The 18,743-nt window shown below is 59.2% G+C and carries 20 protein-coding genes and 3 tRNA genes; 20 read left to right on the top strand and 3 right to left on the bottom strand.

What is annotated here, in order from left to right; translation table 11 throughout:
* The first annotated feature begins 67 nt into the window (after positions 1–67).
* The gene (locus AC2ISB_RS03305; RefSeq protein WP_486576098.1) at positions 68–748 is read left to right on the top strand and encodes a hypothetical protein; all 681 of its coding nucleotides are present in this window, start codon (positions 68–70) and stop codon (positions 746–748) included.
* On the opposite strand, the gene AC2ISB_RS03300 is transcribed toward AC2ISB_RS03305, so the two are convergent.
* A complete protein-coding gene (locus AC2ISB_RS03300) occupies positions 701–2,149 on the bottom strand; it encodes a TrkH family potassium uptake protein (protein ID WP_339109388.1) in 1,449 nt (482 codons plus the stop codon). The two genes, AC2ISB_RS03305 and AC2ISB_RS03300, sit on opposite strands and share 48 nt — an antisense overlap.
* 228 nt (positions 2,150–2,377) lie before the next feature.
* Here AC2ISB_RS03300 and AC2ISB_RS03295 point away from each other — a divergent pair, with 228 nt between their 5' ends.
* On the top strand, positions 2,378–5,812 hold the full coding sequence (locus AC2ISB_RS03295; RefSeq protein WP_406736875.1) for a pyruvate carboxylase: 3,435 nt from the start codon (positions 2,378–2,380) through the stop codon (positions 5,810–5,812).
* 52 nt (positions 5,813–5,864) lie between these two features.
* Here AC2ISB_RS03295 and AC2ISB_RS03290 read toward each other — a convergent pair whose 3' ends face one another.
* Entirely contained in the window at positions 5,865–6,062 is a 198-nt protein-coding gene (locus tag AC2ISB_RS03290; protein ID WP_339109386.1) for a CsbD family protein, read from the bottom strand.
* An 80-nt stretch (positions 6,063–6,142) separates the two neighbouring features.
* The gene (locus AC2ISB_RS03285) at positions 6,143–6,553 is read right to left on the bottom strand and encodes a hypothetical protein (protein ID WP_486576095.1); all 411 of its coding nucleotides are present in this window, start codon (positions 6,551–6,553) and stop codon (positions 6,143–6,145) included.
* 186 nt (positions 6,554–6,739) lie between these two features.
* Between AC2ISB_RS03285 and AC2ISB_RS03280 the strand changes: the two genes are divergently transcribed.
* From AC2ISB_RS03280 to AC2ISB_RS03195, 18 genes are all read left to right on the top strand, one after another.
* A tRNA-Gly gene (locus AC2ISB_RS03280) sits at positions 6,740–6,814 on the top strand.
* A 42-nt stretch (positions 6,815–6,856) separates the two neighbouring features.
* Positions 6,857–6,931 (top strand) — tRNA-Gly (locus AC2ISB_RS03275).
* Between the two features lie 18 nt (positions 6,932–6,949).
* Positions 6,950–7,024, top strand: a tRNA-Gly gene (locus tag AC2ISB_RS03270).
* A gap of 144 nt (positions 7,025–7,168) precedes the next feature.
* Complete coding sequence (locus AC2ISB_RS03265) at positions 7,169–7,666, top strand: HPP family protein (protein WP_339109384.1); 498 nt, start codon at positions 7,169–7,171, stop codon at positions 7,664–7,666.
* A 3-nt stretch (positions 7,667–7,669) separates the two neighbouring features.
* A complete protein-coding gene (locus tag AC2ISB_RS03260; protein ID WP_406720490.1) occupies positions 7,670–8,200 on the top strand; it encodes a TetR/AcrR family transcriptional regulator in 531 nt (176 codons plus the stop codon).
* Positions 8,201–8,272: 72 nt separating this feature from the next.
* Positions 8,273–8,860, top strand: coding sequence for an imidazoleglycerol-phosphate dehydratase HisB (hisB, locus tag AC2ISB_RS03255; RefSeq protein WP_486576092.1), 588 nt, complete (start codon positions 8,273–8,275; stop codon positions 8,858–8,860).
* Positions 8,860–9,498 (top strand): imidazole glycerol phosphate synthase subunit HisH, encoded by a 639-nt coding sequence (gene hisH / locus AC2ISB_RS03250; RefSeq protein ID WP_486576090.1) that lies wholly within the window; start codon positions 8,860–8,862, stop codon positions 9,496–9,498. The genes hisB and hisH overlap by 1 nt, the downstream gene beginning before the upstream one ends.
* Positions 9,499–9,513: 15 nt before the next feature.
* Positions 9,514–10,233, top strand: coding sequence for a 1-(5-phosphoribosyl)-5-[(5-phosphoribosylamino)methylideneamino]imidazole-4-carboxamide isomerase (gene hisA, locus AC2ISB_RS03245; RefSeq protein WP_339109380.1), 720 nt, complete (start codon positions 9,514–9,516; stop codon positions 10,231–10,233).
* Positions 10,234–10,327: 94 nt separating this feature from the next.
* Positions 10,328–11,089: an imidazole glycerol phosphate synthase subunit HisF gene (gene hisF, locus AC2ISB_RS03240; protein ID WP_339109379.1), complete on the top strand. Its 762-nt coding sequence runs from the start codon at positions 10,328–10,330 to the stop codon at positions 11,087–11,089.
* A complete protein-coding gene (locus tag AC2ISB_RS03235; RefSeq protein ID WP_339109378.1) occupies positions 11,086–11,400 on the top strand; it encodes a phosphoribosyl-ATP diphosphatase in 315 nt (104 codons plus the stop codon). The genes hisF and AC2ISB_RS03235 overlap by 4 nt, the downstream gene beginning before the upstream one ends.
* Positions 11,401–11,457: 57 nt before the next feature.
* Entirely contained in the window at positions 11,458–11,928 is a 471-nt protein-coding gene (locus AC2ISB_RS03230; protein ID WP_486576087.1) for a tellurite resistance TerB family protein, read from the top strand.
* Positions 11,929–12,047: 119 nt separating this feature from the next.
* Positions 12,048–12,842 (top strand): ABC transporter ATP-binding protein, encoded by a 795-nt coding sequence (locus AC2ISB_RS03225; protein ID WP_339109376.1) that lies wholly within the window; start codon positions 12,048–12,050, stop codon positions 12,840–12,842.
* 49 nt (positions 12,843–12,891) lie between these two features.
* Complete coding sequence (locus AC2ISB_RS03220) at positions 12,892–13,611, top strand: transporter substrate-binding domain-containing protein (protein WP_339109375.1); 720 nt, start codon at positions 12,892–12,894, stop codon at positions 13,609–13,611.
* Between the two features lie 39 nt (positions 13,612–13,650).
* A complete protein-coding gene (locus AC2ISB_RS03215; protein WP_339109374.1) occupies positions 13,651–14,532 on the top strand; it encodes an ABC transporter permease in 882 nt (293 codons plus the stop codon).
* The gene (locus AC2ISB_RS03210) at positions 14,529–15,359 is read left to right on the top strand and encodes an ABC transporter permease (RefSeq protein WP_339109373.1); all 831 of its coding nucleotides are present in this window, start codon (positions 14,529–14,531) and stop codon (positions 15,357–15,359) included. The genes AC2ISB_RS03215 and AC2ISB_RS03210 overlap by 4 nt, the downstream gene beginning before the upstream one ends.
* Positions 15,360–15,668: 309 nt before the next feature.
* Complete coding sequence (gene dctP / locus AC2ISB_RS03205; protein ID WP_339109372.1) at positions 15,669–16,667, top strand: TRAP transporter substrate-binding protein DctP; 999 nt, start codon at positions 15,669–15,671, stop codon at positions 16,665–16,667.
* Positions 16,668–16,738: 71 nt separating this feature from the next.
* A complete protein-coding gene (locus AC2ISB_RS03200) occupies positions 16,739–17,401 on the top strand; it encodes a TRAP transporter small permease (RefSeq protein ID WP_339109371.1) in 663 nt (220 codons plus the stop codon).
* A complete protein-coding gene (locus AC2ISB_RS03195) occupies positions 17,398–18,702 on the top strand; it encodes a TRAP transporter large permease (protein ID WP_339109370.1) in 1,305 nt (434 codons plus the stop codon). The genes AC2ISB_RS03200 and AC2ISB_RS03195 overlap by 4 nt, the downstream gene beginning before the upstream one ends.
* The last annotated feature ends 41 nt before the right edge of the window (positions 18,703–18,743 follow it).

Genomic DNA, 18,743 nt, shown 5'->3' with positions numbered 1-18,743 from the left:
TTGAGACGATTTCACAACAATGCTTAAACAGAAAAAGATCCGGTCGCTACCTGGGGCACTTTTTTCCATGACATTCGCACTGGTCGGCAGCGGTCTGTTCATCGCGACACCTTTCTTAACCTACGACAAAACGATTTATGCCTTATCGGCCCAAAACGCGTTTCGTAACCCTCCCCCAGTGGAAATGAACTTCGAGGACCTTTTCAACAGGCGAAACTCGCGCTTTACGGAATTCCGAACAGTTGGCGTTGTGTCGCTCAATGGGCAAATCGTGGATTCTCATGACCAAAAGGGAAGCTCGACCAAATTCATTCTGCCTTTATTGCGCTCCGCACGACCACACGATTATAATCGGGTTATCGCCATTTTGGCGTTTGATGACGAGGCACAATTCAAACACTGGGCGAGGTTTGACAACAGCTTCAAAAAAACCGATCATAAGGACGTCTATACATTTTTCCTCCAAGGAATTCAGATAGACGAGATGGCGTTGATTAAAGAAGCGCAGGCAACCTATCAGGCCGCCGGATATACGATCGATGAGCCGATAATCGAAGTCATCCCTTATATGGGTAGCCGCCATGACGTATTGGAGCGATATTCACAGCTCCCTTATAGCGATTACTTCAGGCTACTTATCTATGTAATCGGCAGCCTCACTCTCAGCGCGTTCTTTTTCAAAAAAGGCTTTGTTTCTTCGCTAGCCCCGCCAGAACCGCGGCAGAAACAGCACAAGCACCGAAAGTAGCTCGAGCCGCCCAAGGAACATCCCGAAGGACATCAGCCATTTCGCGGTTTCGGGGAAGTTGACGATCGACCCATTGGCCGAGACCTCCGGCCCCCAGCAGGGGCCGACATTGGCAATGGCAGTCCATGCCGCCGTGATCGCGGTGCGGGTTTCCAGCCCCGTCAGCGCCAAGGCCACGATCAGCAGGCCGAAGCTGAGAATGAAAAACGAGAAAAACGCCATGACCGAGTTCACCACATCTTCGGCCACCGGGTGCCCGTCATAGCGGATCAGCGTCACGCGGTGCGGGCTGTAGAGGCGGCGGACCTGCGCCTTGATCGACTCGATCAGGATCAGGTAGCGGAACACCTTGACCGAACAGCCCGTCGAGGCCGTGCAGCCCCCGATCAGCCCCACCACGATCAGGATCACGAAGGCCATATGCCCCCAAGCCGTGACATCCACCGAGGAATATCCGGTGCCGGTAAAGGTGGAGACCACGTTGAAGATGGTCTCGCGCAGGGTCGGCCAGAACGGATCCTCGCTCCGCATCATGCGATAGAAGACGATGGCAACGATCGCATAAAGATGCCAGCGCAGGAAAGCGCGCACCTGCGGATCGCGCCAGAGCGGCAGGGCATCCCCCTGCACAAGCTGGACGAAGCGGATAAAGGGCATGGCCGCCAGCAGCATGAAGACCGAGGCCACATATTCCGGGGCCCCCAGATAGGCGCCGAAGCTTTTGTCCTCGCTGGAAAAACCGCCGGTGGAGATGGTGGTCAGCGCATGCAGGATCGCGTCATAGAGGTTCATCCCCGACATCATGAAAGCCGCACAGCACAGGATCGAAAGCCCGAGATAGATACGGATCAGGGCGCGCGAGATCTCGCGGGCACGGGGCAGCACCTTTCCAAGCGTATCGAACCCTTCGGACCGGAAAAACTGCATCCCGCCCACTTTCATCACCGGCAGGAAGATCATGGCAACGATGATGATCCCCAGCCCCCCCAGCCATTGCAGGATGGCCCGCCAGAGATTGGCCGAATGCGGCAAGGCATCAAGCTTGGGGATCACGGTGGTGCCGGTGGTTGTCATGCCCGACATCGCCTCGAAATAGGCATCGGTGAACGACAGATGCGGCGCCCCGATGATAAAGGGCAGCGCCCCCATCGCAGGCAGGGCCAGCCAGACGCCGCTGGTCAGCACGAAACTCTGGCGCAGGGTCAGCACCGCGCCCAGACTGTCATGCGCCGCCATTGCCAGAAGTCCGCCGCTTGCCACGCAGATAAACGCGCTTTCGGCAAAGGCATACCAGTTGGGGTCCCCGCGATACAGGTCCAGTGCCGCCGGAATCAGCATGAAAATGCCCAGCGCGGTTATCAGAAGACCAATGATATAGCCCACCGGGCGGAAATCCGTCATGGGCCCTGCTTTGCCCGAAGCGGGGCATCTGTCAATAGCCTGCCGGATCGGTGTGCCGCGGCAGGTCGCGAACGCTGCAAAAATCGACGTCGCGGGGCCGTTCTGGCAAAATGCGAAGTTTTGGTAAAAAAAACTTTCCGGTTTTGCATATTTTCAAAGCATGAAGACTTGCGCTGCACTGCGGCATCGCTAGGCTTCGGCCTGGACGAGTAGGAGGAGAATGGCTCGATGTTCGAAAAGATCCTTGTTGCCAACCGAGGCGAGATTGCCATCCGCGTGATGCGCGCCGCCAATGAACTGGGTAAGAAGACCGTTGCGGTCTATGCCGAAGAAGACAAGCTGGGCCTGCACCGGTTCAAGGCCGACGAAGCCTATCAGATCGGCAAGGGGCTCAGCCCCGTCGGCGCCTATCTGGCGATTGACGAGATCATCCGCGTGGCCAAGCTCTCGGGTGCGGATGCGATCCATCCCGGTTACGGTCTGCTGTCGGAGAACCCCGATTTCGTGGAAGCCTGTGCCAAGAACGGCATCACCTTCATCGGCCCCAAGGCCGAAACGATGCGGGCTTTGGGCGACAAGGCCTCGGCGCGGCGTGTGGCGATCAAGGCCGATGTGCCGGTGATCCCCGCGACCGAAGTGCTGGGCGATGATTTCGACGCGATCAAGGCAGAGGCTGCCGAGATCGGCTATCCGCTGATGCTGAAGGCCTCTTGGGGTGGTGGCGGGCGCGGCATGCGTCCGATCAACGGCCCCGAGGAGCTGGTGGAGAAGGTCCGCGAAGGCCGCCGCGAGGCCGAGGCCGCCTTTGGTAATGGCGAGGGCTATCTGGAGAAGATGATCCTGCGTGCCCGCCACGTCGAGGTGCAGCTTCTGGGCGATACGCATGGCCATCTCTATCATCTTTACGAACGCGACTGCACCGTACAGCGCCGCAACCAGAAAGTCGTCGAGCGCGCCCCTGCCCCCTATCTTTCGCCAGAGCAGCGCGAAGAGGTCTGTGCACTGGCGCTGAAAATCGGTCAGGCTGTGGGCTATCAGAACGCAGGCACCGTTGAATTCCTGATGGATATGGACACCGAGAAGTTCTACTTCATCGAGGTCAATCCGCGCGTGCAGGTGGAACATACCGTCACCGAAGAGGTGACCGGCATCGACATCGTGCAAAGCCAGATCCGCATCGCGGAAGGCGCCACTCTGGCCGAAGCGACCGGTGTCGCCAGTCAGGCGGATGTGCACCTTCTGGGCCATGCGATGCAATGCCGCGTGACCACCGAAGATCCGCAGAACAACTTCATCCCCGATTATGGCCGCATTCAGGCCTATCGCTCGGCCACCGGCAACGGCATCCGTCTGGATGGCGGCACCGCCTATGCGGGCGGCGTGATCACCCGCTATTATGACAGCCTTCTGGTCAAGGTCACAGCCCGTGCGCCGACGCCGGAACAGGCGATCTCGCGCATGGACCGTGCGCTACGCGAATTCCGCGTGCGCGGGGTGTCGACCAATATCGATTTCGTCATCAACCTGCTCAAGCATCCGACCTTCCTGGATATGAGCTATACGACGAAATTCATCGATACCACGCCGGATCTATTCGACTTCAAGACCCGCGCGGACCGCGGCACGAAGATTCTGAACTACATCGCCGATATCACCGTGAACGGGCATCCGGAAACGACAGGTCGTGCCAAGCCTGCGGCCGATGCCAAACCGCCTGTCCTGCCCGATCTCGGCGGCACGGTGAAACCCGGCACGCGCAACCTGCTGGAAGAAAAAGGCCCGCAGGCCGTAGCTGACTGGATGAAGGCGCAGACGAAGCTGCTGCTGACCGACACCACCATGCGCGACGGCCACCAGTCGCTGCTGGCGACGCGGATGCGGTCGATCGATATGATCAAGGCCGCACCGGTCTATGCGGCCAATCTGGGCGATCTCTTCTCGGTCGAGTGCTGGGGCGGTGCGACCTTCGATGTGGCTTACCGCTTCTTGCAGGAATGCCCGTGGCAGCGCTTGCGCGACATCAGGGCTGCCATGCCCAATGTAATGACGCAGATGCTGCTGCGCGCCTCGAATGGTGTGGGCTATACCAACTACCCCGATAATGTGGTGCAGTTCTTCGTGAAACAGGCCGCGACCTCGGGCGTGGATGTGTTCCGCGTCTTCGATAGCCTCAACTGGGTCGAGAATATGCGCGTCGCGATGGATGCTGTGATCGAGGCGAATAAGGTCTGCGAAGGCACGATCTGCTATACCGGCGATCTTCTGGATCCGGCGCGGTCGAAATACGACCTGAAATACTATGTCGGCATGGCGAAAGAGCTTGAGGCCGCAGGCGCCCATGTTCTGGGGCTGAAGGATATGGCGGGGCTTCTGAAACCCACGCAGGCCGGAATGCTGGTGCGCGCCTTGAAGGAAGAGGTCGGCCTGCCGATCCATTTCCACACGCATGACACCTCGGGCGTGGCGGGGGCGACCATTCTGGCAGCCGCCGAAGCCGGTGTGGATGCGGTCGATGCGGCGATGGATGCGTTCTCGGGCGGTACCTCGCAACCCTGCCTTGGCTCGATCGTCGAGGCTCTGCGCCATACCCCGCGCGACACGGGGCTGGATATCGGAACCATCCGCCGCATGTCGAACTATTGGGAGGCCGTGCGCGGCCAGTATGCGGCCTTTGAATCGGGCATGCAGGCCCCTGCATCGGAGGTCTATCTGCATGAGATGCCCGGCGGGCAGTTCACCAACCTCAAGGCTCAGGCCCGCTCGCTTGGGCTGGAAGAGCGTTGGCACGAGGTGGCGCAGGCCTATGCCGATGCCAACCAGATCTTCGGCGATATCGTCAAAGTGACCCCTTCATCCAAGGTTGTGGGCGATATGGCGCTGATGATGGTGGCACAGGGGCTGACCAAGACCGATGTGCTCGACCCCAAACGCGAGATGTCCTTCCCCGATTCGGTGGTGGATATGCTGCGCGGCAATCTGGGCCAACCGCCCGGAGGCTGGCCGGAAGCGATCTCGAAGAAGGTGCTGAAAGACGAGCGCCCCTCGACCGAACGTCCCGGCCTGCACCTGCCTGCCGTTGATCTGGAAGAGACCCGTGCGAAACTTTCGGCGGAACTGGACGGGGCCGAGATCGATAACGAGGATCTCGCCGCCTATCTCATGTATCCGAAGGTCTTCACCGATTATGCCCGCCGCCACGAGACCTATGGTCCGGTGCGTGCGCTGCCCACGCCGGTGTTTTTCTACGGGATGGAACCTGCCGACGAGATTGCGGTGGAAATCGACCCCGGCAAGACGATGGAAATCCGCTACCAGACGGCCAGCGAGACCGACGAGAAGGGCGATGTGAAGGTCTTCTTCGAACTCAACGGCCAGCCGCGCGCCGTGCGCGTGCCCAATCGCAGCGTCAAGGCCGCAACGAAAGCGGCCCCCAAAGCGGATGCGGGCAACCCCAACCATATCGGTGCGCCGATGCCGGGGGTCGTGGCCTCGATCGCGGTCTCTGTCGGACAGACGGTCAGCCAAGGCGACCTGCTTCTGACCATCGAAGCGATGAAAATGGAGACGGGCCTCTCGGCGGATCGCGACGCGGTGGTGAAAGCGATCCACGTCACCCCCGGCGCGCAGATCGATGCGAAAGATCTTCTGATCGAGCTGGAATAACAAAAAAGGCGCCCACCAGATCCGGTGGGCGCCTTTTTCAGAAGCAGAAGGCTCAGAGCTTATCGAAGAAGCGGTTGACCTCGTGCTTGGCCTCGTCTTTCGTCTTGCCATATTTCTGCTGGATCAGGCCTTCCAGCTTTTCGCGATTGCCATTGGCTTCGGCGATTTCGTCATCAGTCAGCTTGCCCCATTGCGCCTTGACCGAGCCGGTGAGTTCTTTCCATTTGCCTTCGATCATATCGGTATTCATCGCATTTCCTCCATGCAAAGCGCGTCAAGCGCGGTTCATGGTGCTAACCCACAAGTTGCGCTTGGGTTCCGTCGCCGGTTTCACACCGGCTTTCCCAAATCCACTATTTTCCGAAACTCATCGGCAGGGATGACTCTGACCGCCCGCTGAACGGCCCCGCCCATTTTCGGACGACCATCAGGTCCCGCAAGCGCAGATTCCAGCGGCTTCCCTCCCAGCAAACGTGGCACTGGTCGGGAAAACATGCGCAAACTGTTCGCTTTAATATGCGCAATAAACCGATCCGCTTTTTCGGGATGTGAAACAATATCCCATATCTCCCCCAGCGCGAAATAACCTCTTTGGCCGGCAGATAACGGCTCGTAGTAAATAAAACCCTGCCCGACACCTTGCTTCATTGTTTTTAGATAAGTTTTTGGAAAGTCGTAGATTTCCTCAATCCGATCATCATACACAGAATTCGGTTTATGCAACAAAATCAAATTGGCCATTATCGGCTGCTCCCTTTCTTCAGACATAAGGCGAAACCAGCCAACCAATCCTACCTATCGTTTGCGTGCTCTGCGCAGCTTACAGTGCTCGGCTACGGAGTGAATGGGAAAGATTTTTTGCAATTCCGGATTTTTCCCCTTGCAGGTCCGCGCGCCATCCCTTAAATCGCCCCTCACCGAAACGGTGCGGGCGTAGCTCAGGGGTAGAGCATAACCTTGCCAAGGTTAGGGTCGGGCGTTCGAATCGCCTCGCCCGCTCCAATTCGGTAAAACCCAGCCTCGAAAGAGGTTTTGTCGTGAAGTGCGGGCGTAGCTCAGGGGTAGAGCATAACCTTGCCAAGGTTAGGGTCGGGCGTTCGAATCGCCTCGCCCGCTCCACGACAACACATGCTCGGTGCGGGCGTAGCTCAGGGGTAGAGCATAACCTTGCCAAGGTTAGGGTCGGGCGTTCGAATCGCCTCGCCCGCTCCAATCAAAAGGCCTCCCTCGCGGGAGGCTTTTTGTTTTTCCCCATATCGCCATCTTCACCCCAGATCCGGAATTGCACTTTGACACTGCCGACACCGCGATGTAATGATCGTTTCACATAATGGAATGATCATTACAGGACACCCCATGCCCGTTTTTCACCGCTATCTGCCACAGCCCACATTCAAAGCCATAGCCCTCTCCGGCCTCGGCGGCTTTGCAGCCATTGCCGCATTGGCTCTGGGCAGCAATGAAACCAGCCTTTTGCTGCTGATGGCCCCGTTCGGGGCAAGCTGCGTGCTACTTTTCGCCGCGCCATCGGCCCCGCTCTCGCAGCCGATGAACGTGATCGGCGGCCATCTCGTCGCCAGCCTGACCGGCCTGTGCCTGCGGCTGGCGCTGCCCGAAAGCTGGTGGGCGCTGGCGCTTGCAGTCGGGCTGGCCATCGCGCTTATGGTCGCCTTGCGGGTCACCCACCCGCCCGCAGGGGCCGACCCGCTGATCGTCTTTGCCACCGATCCGGGCTTCATGTTCCTGCTCACGCCAGTGTTGCTGGGGGCGGTCAGCCTTGTGGGGATTGCGATCGTCTTCCACAAACTGCAGGGCGTCGCCTACCCCACCCCCCTCCCGCAACGGAAGAGCTGAGCGATGCCCGACAAGCCAGACCTCATCCGCCAGCTTGCCGAACTGTTCCGGACCTATGGCTACGAGGGGGCCAGCATCGGCATCATTGTAGACAAGACCGGCGCGGGGCGCAGCTCGCTGTACCATTTCTTCCCTGGCGGCAAAGCGGATATGGCCCGTGCGGTTCTGGCCGATATCGACCAGTGGTTCGAGGCACATATCTTTACCCCGCTGCGGCATGACCCGCCGGAGACTGCGATTGCGCATATGTTCCATGCGGTGACGCGCTATTTCCATGACGGCCAGAGGATCTGCCTTGTGGGGGCTTTCGCGCTGGACCAGACCCGCGACCAGTTCGCCGCCCAAGTGCGGGGCTATTTCCGCGACTGGCAGGCGGCCCTTGCGCAATGTCTGGAACGCGGCGGCCTCTCCCCCGAAACAGCGCAGGCGCGCGCCATACAGATGCTGGCGGCGATACAGGGCGGCATCGTTCTGGCCCGCGCCACGGGCGACAATGCCGCATTTACCGCCGCAATCGCGCCTTTTACGCCGTGATCGGCGGCGCTCCCCTTGGCAAGGCCTGATCCCCCGCCCTATAAGGCCCTCAAGACAACAAGGGATAGGCCCATGCGCAAGGCGACCATCACCCGCAAGACCCATGAGACCGCGATCGAGGTCACCCTCGATCTGGACGGCACCGGTGTCTATGACAACCAGACCGGCGTTGGCTTCTTTGACCATATGCTGGACCAGCTCTCGCGGCACTCGCTGATCGATATGACGATCCGCGCAGAGGGCGATTACCATATCGACGATCACCACACGGTCGAGGATGTGGGCATTGCGCTGGGTCAGGCGCTGACACAGGCTTTGGGCAACAAGAAGGGCATCAACCGCTACGGCCATTTCGCGCTGGCGATGGATGATACACAGGTGCGAGCGGCGCTGGATCTTTCGGCGCGGCCCTATCTGGTATGGAACCTGCCCTTCCCGACCGACAAGATCGGCATGTTCGACACCGAGCTGGTGCGCGAGTTCTTCCAAGGCTTCTCGACGCATGGCGGGATCACCCTGCATGTCGATCTGGTGCATGGGATCAACAGCCACCATATTGCCGAGGCCGCCTTCAAGTCGGTAGCCCGCGCCCTGCGTATGGCGGTCGAGACCGACCCGCGCATGGCGACATCGCTGCCCTCGACCAAAGGGGCGCTGTGATGACCCTGACAGCACTTGTCGATTACGACAGCGGCAACCTGCATTCGGCGCAGAAAGCCTTCGAGCGAATGGCCCGCGAGACCAATGCCGGCACGATCGTGGTGACCTCGGACCCAGATGTGGTGGCCAAGGCCGACCGTATCGTACTGCCGGGCGATGGGGCTTTCCCTTCCTGCCGCGCGGCACTGGAGAATTTTACGGGGCTATACGAGGCAATCTCTGAGGGGGTCAGCGCTGGCAAGCCCTTCATGGGGATCTGCATCGGCATGCAGATGCTGGCGACCCGCGGGCTGGAATTCACCGAGACCCAAGGCTTTGGCTGGATTCCGGGCGAGGTGGTGAAGATCACCCCTGCGGATAGCGCGCTGAAGGTGCCGCATATGGGCTGGAACGATCTGGTGATCGACCATGCGCATCCGGTCTTCGAAGGCGTCAAGACGGGCGATCACGCCTATTTCGTCCATAGCTACCATTTCCGCGTGGCGGATCCGGCGCACCGGCTGGCCCATGTGGATTACGCAGGCGATGTGACCGCCATTGTGGGGCGCGACAATATCATCGGCACCCAGTTCCACCCCGAGAAATCTCAGGCCACCGGCCTGCGCATTATCGCCAATTTCCTCGGCTGGAAGCCGTAAGTACCGGAGACGATCATGATCCTTTATCCCGCCATCGACCTTAAAGACGGCCAATGCGTGCGCCTTCTGCATGGTGACATGGACAAGGCCACCGTCTTTGGTGATGACCCTGCCGCTCAAGCCGCGAAATTCGAGGCCGCTGGCTGCGAATGGGTGCATCTGGTGGACCTCAACGGGGCCTTCGCGGGCGAGCCGGTGAATGCCGCCGCCGTCGAGGCGATTCTGGCGCGTATCAAGGTGCCTGCCCAGCTGGGCGGAGGTATCCGCGATATGGCCACGATCGAGCGCTGGCTGGATAAGGGGCTGAGCCGTGTGATCCTTGGCACTGTCGCAGTGGAAAACCCAGACCTCGTACGCGAGGCGGCGAAGGCGTTTCCGGGCAAGGTTGCCGTGGGGATTGATGCCCGCAATGGCCGCGTGGCGACCAAGGGCTGGGCGGAAGAGACCGATGTGATGGTCACCGATCTGGCAAAATCTTTCGAGGATGCTGGCGTGGCGGCGATCATCTACACCGATATCATGCGTGATGGTGCGATGGGCGGCCCGAATATCGAGGCGACCGAGGCTTTGGCGCGGGCGGTGTCGATTCCGGTGATTGCTTCGGGTGGGGTGTCGTCTCTGCCCGATCTGGTGGCTTTGCGCGATACCGGCGTGATTGCCGGGGCGATCTCGGGGCGGGCGATCTATGATGGTGCGCTGGATCTGGGCGCGGCGCTGACCGCGCTGAAGGGCTAAGGGGCTCTGCCCCCTCTTGGGCCTTTCGGCCCAATTCACCCCCGGGATATTTCGGGCAGCTGGAAGCCCGGGGAGCGCGAAAGGAGCGCGAGATATGCTGAAGACGCGGATTATTCCCTGTTTGGACGTGGCGGATGGCCGTGTCGTGAAGGGTGTCAATTTCGTCAATCTGGTGGATGCGGGCGACCCTGTGGAGGCGGCCAAGGCCTATGATGCGGCGGGCGCGGACGAGCTGTGTTTTCTGGACATCCATGCGACCCATGAGAATCGTGGCACCATGTATGATCTGGTGCGCCGCACCGCCGAGCAGTGCTTTATGCCTTTGACCGTGGGGGGCGGCGTGCGCAGCCATGAGGATGTGCGCAAGCTGCTTCTGGCGGGGGCGGATAAGGTGTCGTTCAATTCGGCGGCGGTGAATGACCCTGATGTGATTGCGGCTTCGGCCGATCGTTTCGGCAGCCAATGCATCGTCTGTGCGATTGATGCCAAAACCGTCGAGCCCGGGCGTTGGGAGATTTTCACTCATGGCGGGCGTAAATCGACCGGGATTGATGCGGTGGAATTTGCGCGCACTGTGGCGGCGAAGGGCGCGGGGGAGATTCTGCTGACCTCGATGGATCGCGACGGGACACGGGCCGGTTTCAACCTGCCCCTAACGAAGGCGATTTCCGATGCGGTGGATGTGCCGGTGATTGCCTCGGGCGGTGTGGGGAACTTGGACCATCTGGTGGAAGGTGTGACCAAGGGGGGGGCGAGCGCGGTTCTGGCCGCGTCGATCTTCCATTTTGGCGATTATACGATTGGCGAGGCCAAAGAGCATATGGCGCGCGCCGGAATTCCGATGAGGCTGTCATGAATACACTAGAGAAACTTTACGAGACGGTTGCCTCGCGCAAAGGGGCGGACCCTGAAACGTCGTGGACGGCGAAGCTGTTTGCGAAAGGCCCCGAGAAATGCGCCGAGAAATTCGGGGAAGAGGCCGTTGAGGCGATCATCGAGGCCGTGAAGGGGGATTGCGGGCGTCTGACCTCGGAGGCGGCGGATGTGCTTTACCACCTGATGGTGATGCTGGCCGCACGGGATGTCACGCTTGATCAGGTGATGGCCGAGCTGGAACGCCGTGAGGGCATCTCGGGGATTGCCGAAAAAGCCGCACGCCCGAAGTAACACCCGCCAAACGGCGCTGTGATTTGCCCGCGTAGGGAACCGGATTAAGATTGTTACATGTTTAAATCGCTTCTTGCGGCCCTGTCCGCGCCTGACCCTGATCCGCTGAATACCGAAGATTGCGAGCTTGCGCTGGCCGCACTTCTGGTGCGTCTTGCGCGGGCCGATGAAACCTATAGCGAGGCCGAACGCGAGCGTATCCATCGCGTTCTGATCGGGCGCGGCCTTGATGCAAAGGCCGCCCTCGAATTGCGCCACGCGGCCGAAGACCTGGAAGCACAGGCCCCCGATACCGTGCGCTTTACCCGTGCCTTGAAAGACAAGGTGCCCTATGGCGACCGCTCGGCCATTCTGGAGGCATTGTGGGAAGTGGCGCTGGCCGATGGCGCGCGCGATGCCGATGAGGATGCACTGATCCGGCTGACCTCGAAGCTGCTGGGCATCACCGATGTGGATTCCGCCCTTGCCCGCCAGAGGGTCGAGAAACGCCATGACACCGGCTCTGCACTGCAGCGACCTATTGATTAAAAAATAGGCACGAAATCAACTTAGCCGTAAAATTCAACTAAATACCGTATCCGGGATTGCCTCTTATATGCTCTTTGCTGCAATTTGGTGCAAAGAAGCCGACTTAGAGAAGGTTCCCCGTGACAGTTGACCCCCGCTCAGCCCCGACGGATGCTGTTATTGAAATCCGCAATCTTTATAAGAGCTACGGGCAGCTCGAGGTGCTTCGCGGCGTTTCGATCGAGGCGAAGCGCGGTGAGGTCGTCTCGCTGATCGGCTCGTCCGGTTCCGGAAAATCCACCCTTTTACGCTGCTGCAACCTGCTGGAAGACAGTCAGGGCGGCGAGATCCTGTTCAAGGGCGAAAAGGTTCAGTGGCGCGGCGCGGGAATGAGCCGCCGTCCGGCAGATCGCAAGCAGGTCACGCGGCTGCGCACAAATCTGTCCATGGTGTTCCAGCAATTCAATCTATGGTCGCATATGACCATTCTGCAAAATGTCATGGAAGCGCCGGTGACCGTGCTGGGACGTGACCCGAAAGAGGTCGAGCCGCTGGCGCGCAACTATCTGGCGAAGGTGGGGATCGGGGACAAATGCGATGCATGGCCTGCCCAGCTTTCGGGAGGCCAGCAACAGCGGGCGGCCATCGCGCGGGCGCTGTGTATGCAGCCCGAAGCCCTGCTTCTGGACGAGCCGACCTCGGCGCTTGATCCCGAATTGCAGCAGGAGGTGGTCAAGGTCATCAAGGATCTTGCCAAAGAGCACCGCACGATGATCCTCGTGACCCATGACATGCGATTGGCGCGGGATGTCTCGGACCATGTCGTGTTTCTGCATCAGGGGAAACTTCTGGAAGAAGGTCCGCCCGAAGAGGTCTTCGGTGCGCCGAAATCCGAGCGCCTGCAGCAATTCCTGTCAGCCACCGCACCGGCCTGACACACCGTTCTTCATCCATAAAGACCACAAAAACCTACAGGGGAATCCGATGAAAAAACTTCTTTTGGCCGCGAGTGCCCTGACGCTTTGTGCCAGCGCGGCGCTGGCGCAGGATGTCGTGCGTATGGGGACCGAGGGCGCCTACCCTCCCTATAACTACATCGACGATAACGGTCAGGTCGCGGGCTTTGAACGCGAGCTGGGCGACGAGCTTTGCGCCCGTGCCGAACTGACCTGCGAATGGGTCACCAATGATTGGGATTCGATCATCCCGAACCTTCTGTCGGGCAATTACGACACGATCATGGCGGGTATGAATATCACCGAAGAACGTGCCAAGACGATCGACTTCACCGAAAACTACACCCCGCCTGCGGCCTCGAAATATCTGGCCCTTGACGAGACGACCGATCTGAAAGGTGCGATGGTGGCGGCGCAGGTCAACACCTTGCAATCGGAATATGTGGCCTCGGCGGGCCAGACCCTGATGGAATTCGCCACGCTGGACGATTCGGTTGCGGCCGTGCGCAATGGCGAGGCAGATGCGGTCTTTGCCGATTATGACGCGCTGAAACCCTTCGCCGAGCAGGGCGATCTGCATTGGGTCGGCAAGGATGTGCAACTGGGCGATGGCGTCGGCATGGGCTTGCGCAAATCGGATACCGCGCTGAAAGCCAAATTCAATACCGCCATTGAGTCGATGAAGAAAGACGGCACCCTGAACGAACTCATCGTCAAGTATTTTGGCGACGACGCACAAACCTATTAAGGACAGGCGGGCGGGCTTGTCCCGCCCCTTATTCCCCAGATGTTCGAAAGCTGCACAGACCCTTCAGCCCTCTCCGGCCTCGGCTGGCTCTTATGCTATCTGACCACCGGCAAGCACCTGCTTTTCTATGCCTCCTTCGGCACGGTTCTGGCGCTTTTGGTGATCACTGCCCCTATCGCTCTGGCTTTCGGCTTCGGCGGGGCCTTGGCGGCGCGTTCGCGGCTGTGGCCCTTGCGGGTTTTCGGCAAAGCCTATACCGCGATGGTTCGCGGCATTCCCGACATCATCTTTTTCCTGTTCGTCCCGATCGCTTTGGATCAGGGGCTGGAATATCTGCGCCACATCACGCTCTGCCCCGACTGGACAGAGCCGGTGCGCCAGAACATGAACTTCCTCGTCTGCCCCGCTGCAAAACTTCCGCCCAATTCCGCCCCCCAGATCGTCCATGAAATCTACGGGTTCATTCTGGCAGTTGTGGCATTTTCGGTGGTTTTCGGTGCTTTTGCGGCCAATGTGTTGTTCGGAGCGATGAATGCCGTGCCGCGCGCGCAGCTTGAAACCGCCGAAGCCTACGGGCTGACACAGCGCCAGATCACCCGACGCATCCTGATCCCGCAGATGTGGGTCTATGCCATGCCGGGGCTGTCGAATTTGTGGATGATCCTGATCAAGGCCACGCCGCTGCTGTTCCTGCTGGGGGTCGAGGATATCGTCTACTGGGCCCGCGAGCTAGGGGCCACCAAATCCGGCATCTATGATTTCCCGCATCCCGACTGGCGGATCTGGTACTTCCTTGCCCTGCTGGTGTTCTATCTGCTGATGACCAAAGTCTCGGAATGGGTCTTCGACCGGATCAATACGCGGCTCTCGCGCGGGCAGGCCACTCTGGCCGGAGAAAAGATGCGAAAGGCTTCGATATGAGCGATAGCTGCTTCCAGATCATCCATGATTACGGTCTGCGCTCGATCGGGCTTGGCGAAAGAATGCTGCCGCGCACCGATTTAACACTCTGCCACGAATTCACCCTGATCGGCTCGGGGATGCTGTGGAATATCTATTTTGGTGTGCTGGCTCTGGCTCTGGGCTTTCTGTTCGCCACCGCGCTGGCCGTTGGCAAGACCGCCGAACAGGCATGGATCCGCAAACCGGCAGACTGGTTTGTCTTCCTGTTCCGTGGTTCGCCGCTGTTCATCCAGTTCTTTCTGGCCTACGAACTGCTGACCTCGCTGCCCAAAAGCGGCATCGACGTACTGGGGATCACCATCGAGACCTCGTGGATCACCCGTGCTTGGGCCGGAGCGACCTTGGTGCTGTTTCTCAACACCTCGGCCTATGCCGCCGAGATCTTCTATGGTGCGCTGCGCTCCATTCCCAAGGGAGATCTGGAAGCTGCGGATGCCTATGGGTTCTCGGGGTGGAAGAAATTCCGCAAGATCACATGGCCGACCATGCTGCGTCTGGCTTGGCCGTCCTATACGAACGAAGCGATCTTCCTGTTCCACTCGACGGCGCTGGTCTTCTTTTCCGGCTTCCCCGCCTTCCGGCAACAGGGCGATGCGCTTTATTATGCCAGCTATCTGGCCGACAAGACGTTCAACCCCTTTGTCGCCTACCCGATTGCCGCGTTCTATTTTATCTGCCTGACGCTGACCGTGATCACGATTTTCGGGCTCATCAATCGCCGCCTGAACCGCCATATGCCGGGCGCAGTCGCGAAATTGAAGATTCGGCCCATACTTTTGCGCTAAGGCTCGGAAAAAACCACAATATATAAAACACTGCCGAGCATTGCCCTTCGCGATGTTCGGCAGTTTGCAAAACAAGCCTGCTTAGGGAAAAAACTTAACCTATATTTGCTTAAATTCGCGCCAGTCACCGCCGCGTGATGATTAATATATATGCATCTTTGTAATAAAATTTGTGGCCTCGGCAGAAGTTTGCACGAATATTTCCCCGATACAGTGGATCGTTGTTTAATATATTTGTGTAACAAGACCGTGCATGTTAGCCAAAACCGGTTATCGGTCCTTTGGACCTACAACAGGGGAAAAATTAACATGTCGATCAAGACTCTTCTTCGCGCAACCAGCGCAGCCGCTTTCTGTGCGCTTGCCAGCTTCGCGCCCGCCCACGCAAAAGACACGTTCATTCTGGCGCATGCCATGAACACCGAACACGTGTTCCACTCGCTCTCCGAGGAATTCATTGCCGACTTGGGCGATGACATCAATGTCGACTATCATCCCGCCGGTGATCTGGGCGACTGGACCTCGCTGTTCGAGCAAACCATGCAAGGCGTCGTGCCGATGAGCCTGACCTGGGGCGCATCCGAGTTCGATCAGCGCCTCGACCTCAGCTGGCTCGGCTATGTTGTGGACAACTGGGACGACGCGAAGCGCGTCTATGGCCCCGGCTCGGATATGCTTTCGGTCTATAACGACATCCTGCACGATATGGGCCTGCATGCCATCGGCCTGATCCCGACCGATTTCGGGTCTGTGGTCATCCGCAAGGGCGTCAAGGCGCGTCCGGTCAACTTCCCTGCCGATGCGGCAGGCGTGAAGATCCGCGTCCCCGGTGTCGCAATCGCAGTGGACCGCTTCTCCAATCTCGGGTTCTCGGCCGTGCCGATCCCGCTGGCCGAAGTCTACACCGCATTGCAGCTGGGCACCGTTGATGCCCGCGCCTTCTCGACCGCTGTCGAGACCTACAACATGCGCGACGTTCTGGATGCCAACATCCTGACCAACGACTATTTCGAAACCGCCTTCTGGCTGGTGAACGAAGACTGGTGGGATGGCCTGCCCGAAGACGAGCGTAACGAAATTCAGGCGGCTGCCGATAAGGTCATCGACCATGCATGGGTCGAAGCCAAAGCGAAAAGCGACGAATATATCCAGAAATCGGCAGATGCCGGTGTCGAGATTGTTCACCTGAACGACGAACAGATGGCCGCTGCCAAGAAGATCGTTTACGATACCGAATGGCCGGAAATGGAAAAAGTGGTTGGCCCCGAGATCATGGGCAAACTGCGTAAAGCTGCGGGCATCGAGTAATCTCTGCCTGTGTCGTCCCGGCGTTGTCTGACAACGCCGGGTTTCTTTTTCCTGATCCTCCGAAGGCTTTCATGACCCGTTCATCCAAGCAGCATCCGCGCGAACCGGTCGGCGCGGATTCCTATATCTATGTCGCTGAAATCGACCCGACCGAGATCCCCGATCAACTGACAGCCATTCCCGAATGGCAGCCCACAGGCTTCTACAAAGCCGTCCTGTCGGCAGAGAAAGTTCTGGCGGGGATTATCTTTACCGCCTTATTCGTGTTCGGCCTCGCTCTGGCCGGGCTGATGTTCGCGCAGGTTCTTCTGCGCTATGTCTTCCATTCGCCCTTCGTCGGCATTGAAGAGATCGCCCTTCTTTTCGGGGTGTGGACCTATTTTCTGGGCATGGCCTATGTGACCCGCAACGGCGAGCATATCCACGGCGGCATCCTGACGCTGGTGGTCAAGAACCCGCGCGCCATCCAGCTTGTGCGCATCGTGATGACGGTGCTTTCGCTGATCGCTGCGGCGGTTTTCGCCTATTACGCCATCCGCTATGCCATGTTCGAAATCGACAAGAACCGCATGAGCTCCTACATGCGCTGGCCGCGCTGGCTGTGGTCGTCGTCACTGATTTTCGGTTTCGGCGGCATGGTTCTCTATCTGGCCCTGCAATTCGTTAACCAGATCTGCGTCTTCCGCAATCCTGTCCTGTTGGCGGCGAGCCAGTCGAAAGGGTCCGAGCAATGACCATCTTCTTCCTCTCTATGGCGCTTGTCGTCATCCTGCTGCTGGCGGAAATGCCGATTGCGCTGGCCTTCGGGACGGGCGCGCTGATCTTCGGGCTGGCAAGCGGCTCGGATGTATCCTTCCTGCTGCCTTACGCCTATCAGACCACCTCCAGCTTCGCCCTTCTGGCGCTGCCGCTCTTTGTTCTGGCAGGGACGCTGATGGCCGAAGGCGGAATCTCCGAACGGCTTCTGAACTTCGTGAACTCGCTTGTCGGGCGCGTCAAAGGCGGCCTCGGGGCCGTGACCGTGATCACCTGCGCCTTGTTTGGCGCGATCTCGGGGTCGTCTTCGGCAGCCATTGCCGCGATCGGCCAGATCATGATCCCGCGCATGGTGCGCGAAGGCTACCCCGCAGGACATGCGACAGCCCTTGTGGCATGTTCTTCGGTGCTGGCGCTGATGATCCCGCCCTCGATCCCGATGATCGTTTTCGCGATCACCGGCGGCCTGTCGGTCGGGGCAGCCTTCCTGTCGACCCTCGTGCCCGGCCTGCTTCTGGCACTGATCTATGTCGTGCTGAACTTCGTCTTCTTGCGGAATGTCGACACGATCAAGGTCGAAGAAAAGCTCGACTTCCAGCAATCGGTACAGAATATCGGCCGTTCGGGCCTCAAGGCGTTCTGGGCCTTGCTGATGCCGGTTCTGATCCTTGGCGTGATCTATTCGGGGATCGCCACGCCGACCGAAGCTGCCGCCATCGCGCTGGTCTACGCCATTCCGGTGGGCTTCTTCATCTATAAGGGGCTGACGGTGCGCAGCTTCGCCACCTCCTTCGTGCGCTCGGCCATCACCACCGGATCCATCATCTCGGTGCTGTTCTTCCTGTTCATGATGAGCCGCGCGATGATCTTGCAGCAGATCCCGAAAGAAGTGGCCGAGGCCATGCTGTCGCTGTCGGACAACAAGATCGTCATCTTGCTGCTGATCAACGTCGTGCTGCTGTTCATCGGGATGATCGTGGATGACATCTCGGGCTCGGTTCTGGCCGCAATCATCTTCCTGCCGGTCATCAACCATCTGGGCGTGCACCCGATCCACTTTGCCGCCATCGTCGGCACCAATCTGGGTCTGGGCAACGTCTCGCCGCCCTGTGCGCCGATGCTTTATATGGCGGGGGGTGTCTCGAAACTGACGCTTGATAAATATATCAAACCGACGATGAAATTCCTGATCTTCGGGCACCTGCCGATGACCATGATCGTCACCTTCTGCCCCGATCTGTCGCTTTGGCTGCCGCGCCTGTTGATGGGCATCCAGTAAAACTGTCGCCGGATCCGACAAATGAAAACGCCCGAGGAATT

Source organism: Thioclava sp. NS-SX20 (assembly GCF_057380695.1).
This window is presented reverse-complemented; position numbering and strand designations above follow the sequence as displayed.

What these genes read in the sequence shown, in the direction of transcription:
- AC2ISB_RS03305 (WP_486576098.1), top strand. Translation starts at nt 68, where the DNA reads ATGACATTCGCACTGGTCGGCAGCGGTCTGTTCATCGCGACACCTTTC.
- AC2ISB_RS03300 (WP_339109388.1), bottom strand. Translation starts at nt 2,149, where the DNA reads ATGACGGATTTCCGCCCGGTGGGCTATATCATTGGTCTTCTGATAACC.
- AC2ISB_RS03295 (WP_406736875.1), top strand. Translation starts at nt 2,378, where the DNA reads ATGTTCGAAAAGATCCTTGTTGCCAACCGAGGCGAGATTGCCATCCGC.
- AC2ISB_RS03290 (WP_339109386.1), bottom strand. Translation starts at nt 6,062, where the DNA reads ATGAATACCGATATGATCGAAGGCAAATGGAAAGAACTCACCGGCTCG.
- AC2ISB_RS03285 (WP_486576095.1), bottom strand. Translation starts at nt 6,553, where the DNA reads ATGGCCAATTTGATTTTGTTGCATAAACCGAATTCTGTGTATGATGAT.
- AC2ISB_RS03265 (WP_339109384.1), top strand. Translation starts at nt 7,169, where the DNA reads ATGCCCGTTTTTCACCGCTATCTGCCACAGCCCACATTCAAAGCCATA.
- AC2ISB_RS03260 (WP_406720490.1), top strand. Translation starts at nt 7,670, where the DNA reads ATGCCCGACAAGCCAGACCTCATCCGCCAGCTTGCCGAACTGTTCCGG.
- hisB (WP_486576092.1), top strand. Translation starts at nt 8,273, where the DNA reads ATGCGCAAGGCGACCATCACCCGCAAGACCCATGAGACCGCGATCGAG.
- hisH (WP_486576090.1), top strand. Translation starts at nt 8,860, where the DNA reads ATGACCCTGACAGCACTTGTCGATTACGACAGCGGCAACCTGCATTCG.
- hisA (WP_339109380.1), top strand. Translation starts at nt 9,514, where the DNA reads ATGATCCTTTATCCCGCCATCGACCTTAAAGACGGCCAATGCGTGCGC.
- hisF (WP_339109379.1), top strand. Translation starts at nt 10,328, where the DNA reads ATGCTGAAGACGCGGATTATTCCCTGTTTGGACGTGGCGGATGGCCGT.
- AC2ISB_RS03235 (WP_339109378.1), top strand. Translation starts at nt 11,086, where the DNA reads ATGAATACACTAGAGAAACTTTACGAGACGGTTGCCTCGCGCAAAGGG.
- AC2ISB_RS03230 (WP_486576087.1), top strand. Translation starts at nt 11,458, where the DNA reads ATGTTTAAATCGCTTCTTGCGGCCCTGTCCGCGCCTGACCCTGATCCG.
- AC2ISB_RS03220 (WP_339109375.1), top strand. Translation starts at nt 12,892, where the DNA reads ATGAAAAAACTTCTTTTGGCCGCGAGTGCCCTGACGCTTTGTGCCAGC.
- AC2ISB_RS03215 (WP_339109374.1), top strand. Translation starts at nt 13,651, where the DNA reads ATGTTCGAAAGCTGCACAGACCCTTCAGCCCTCTCCGGCCTCGGCTGG.
- AC2ISB_RS03210 (WP_339109373.1), top strand. Translation starts at nt 14,529, where the DNA reads ATGAGCGATAGCTGCTTCCAGATCATCCATGATTACGGTCTGCGCTCG.
- dctP (WP_339109372.1), top strand. Translation starts at nt 15,669, where the DNA reads ATGTCGATCAAGACTCTTCTTCGCGCAACCAGCGCAGCCGCTTTCTGT.
- AC2ISB_RS03200 (WP_339109371.1), top strand. Translation starts at nt 16,739, where the DNA reads ATGACCCGTTCATCCAAGCAGCATCCGCGCGAACCGGTCGGCGCGGAT.
- AC2ISB_RS03195 (WP_339109370.1), top strand. Translation starts at nt 17,398, where the DNA reads ATGACCATCTTCTTCCTCTCTATGGCGCTTGTCGTCATCCTGCTGCTG.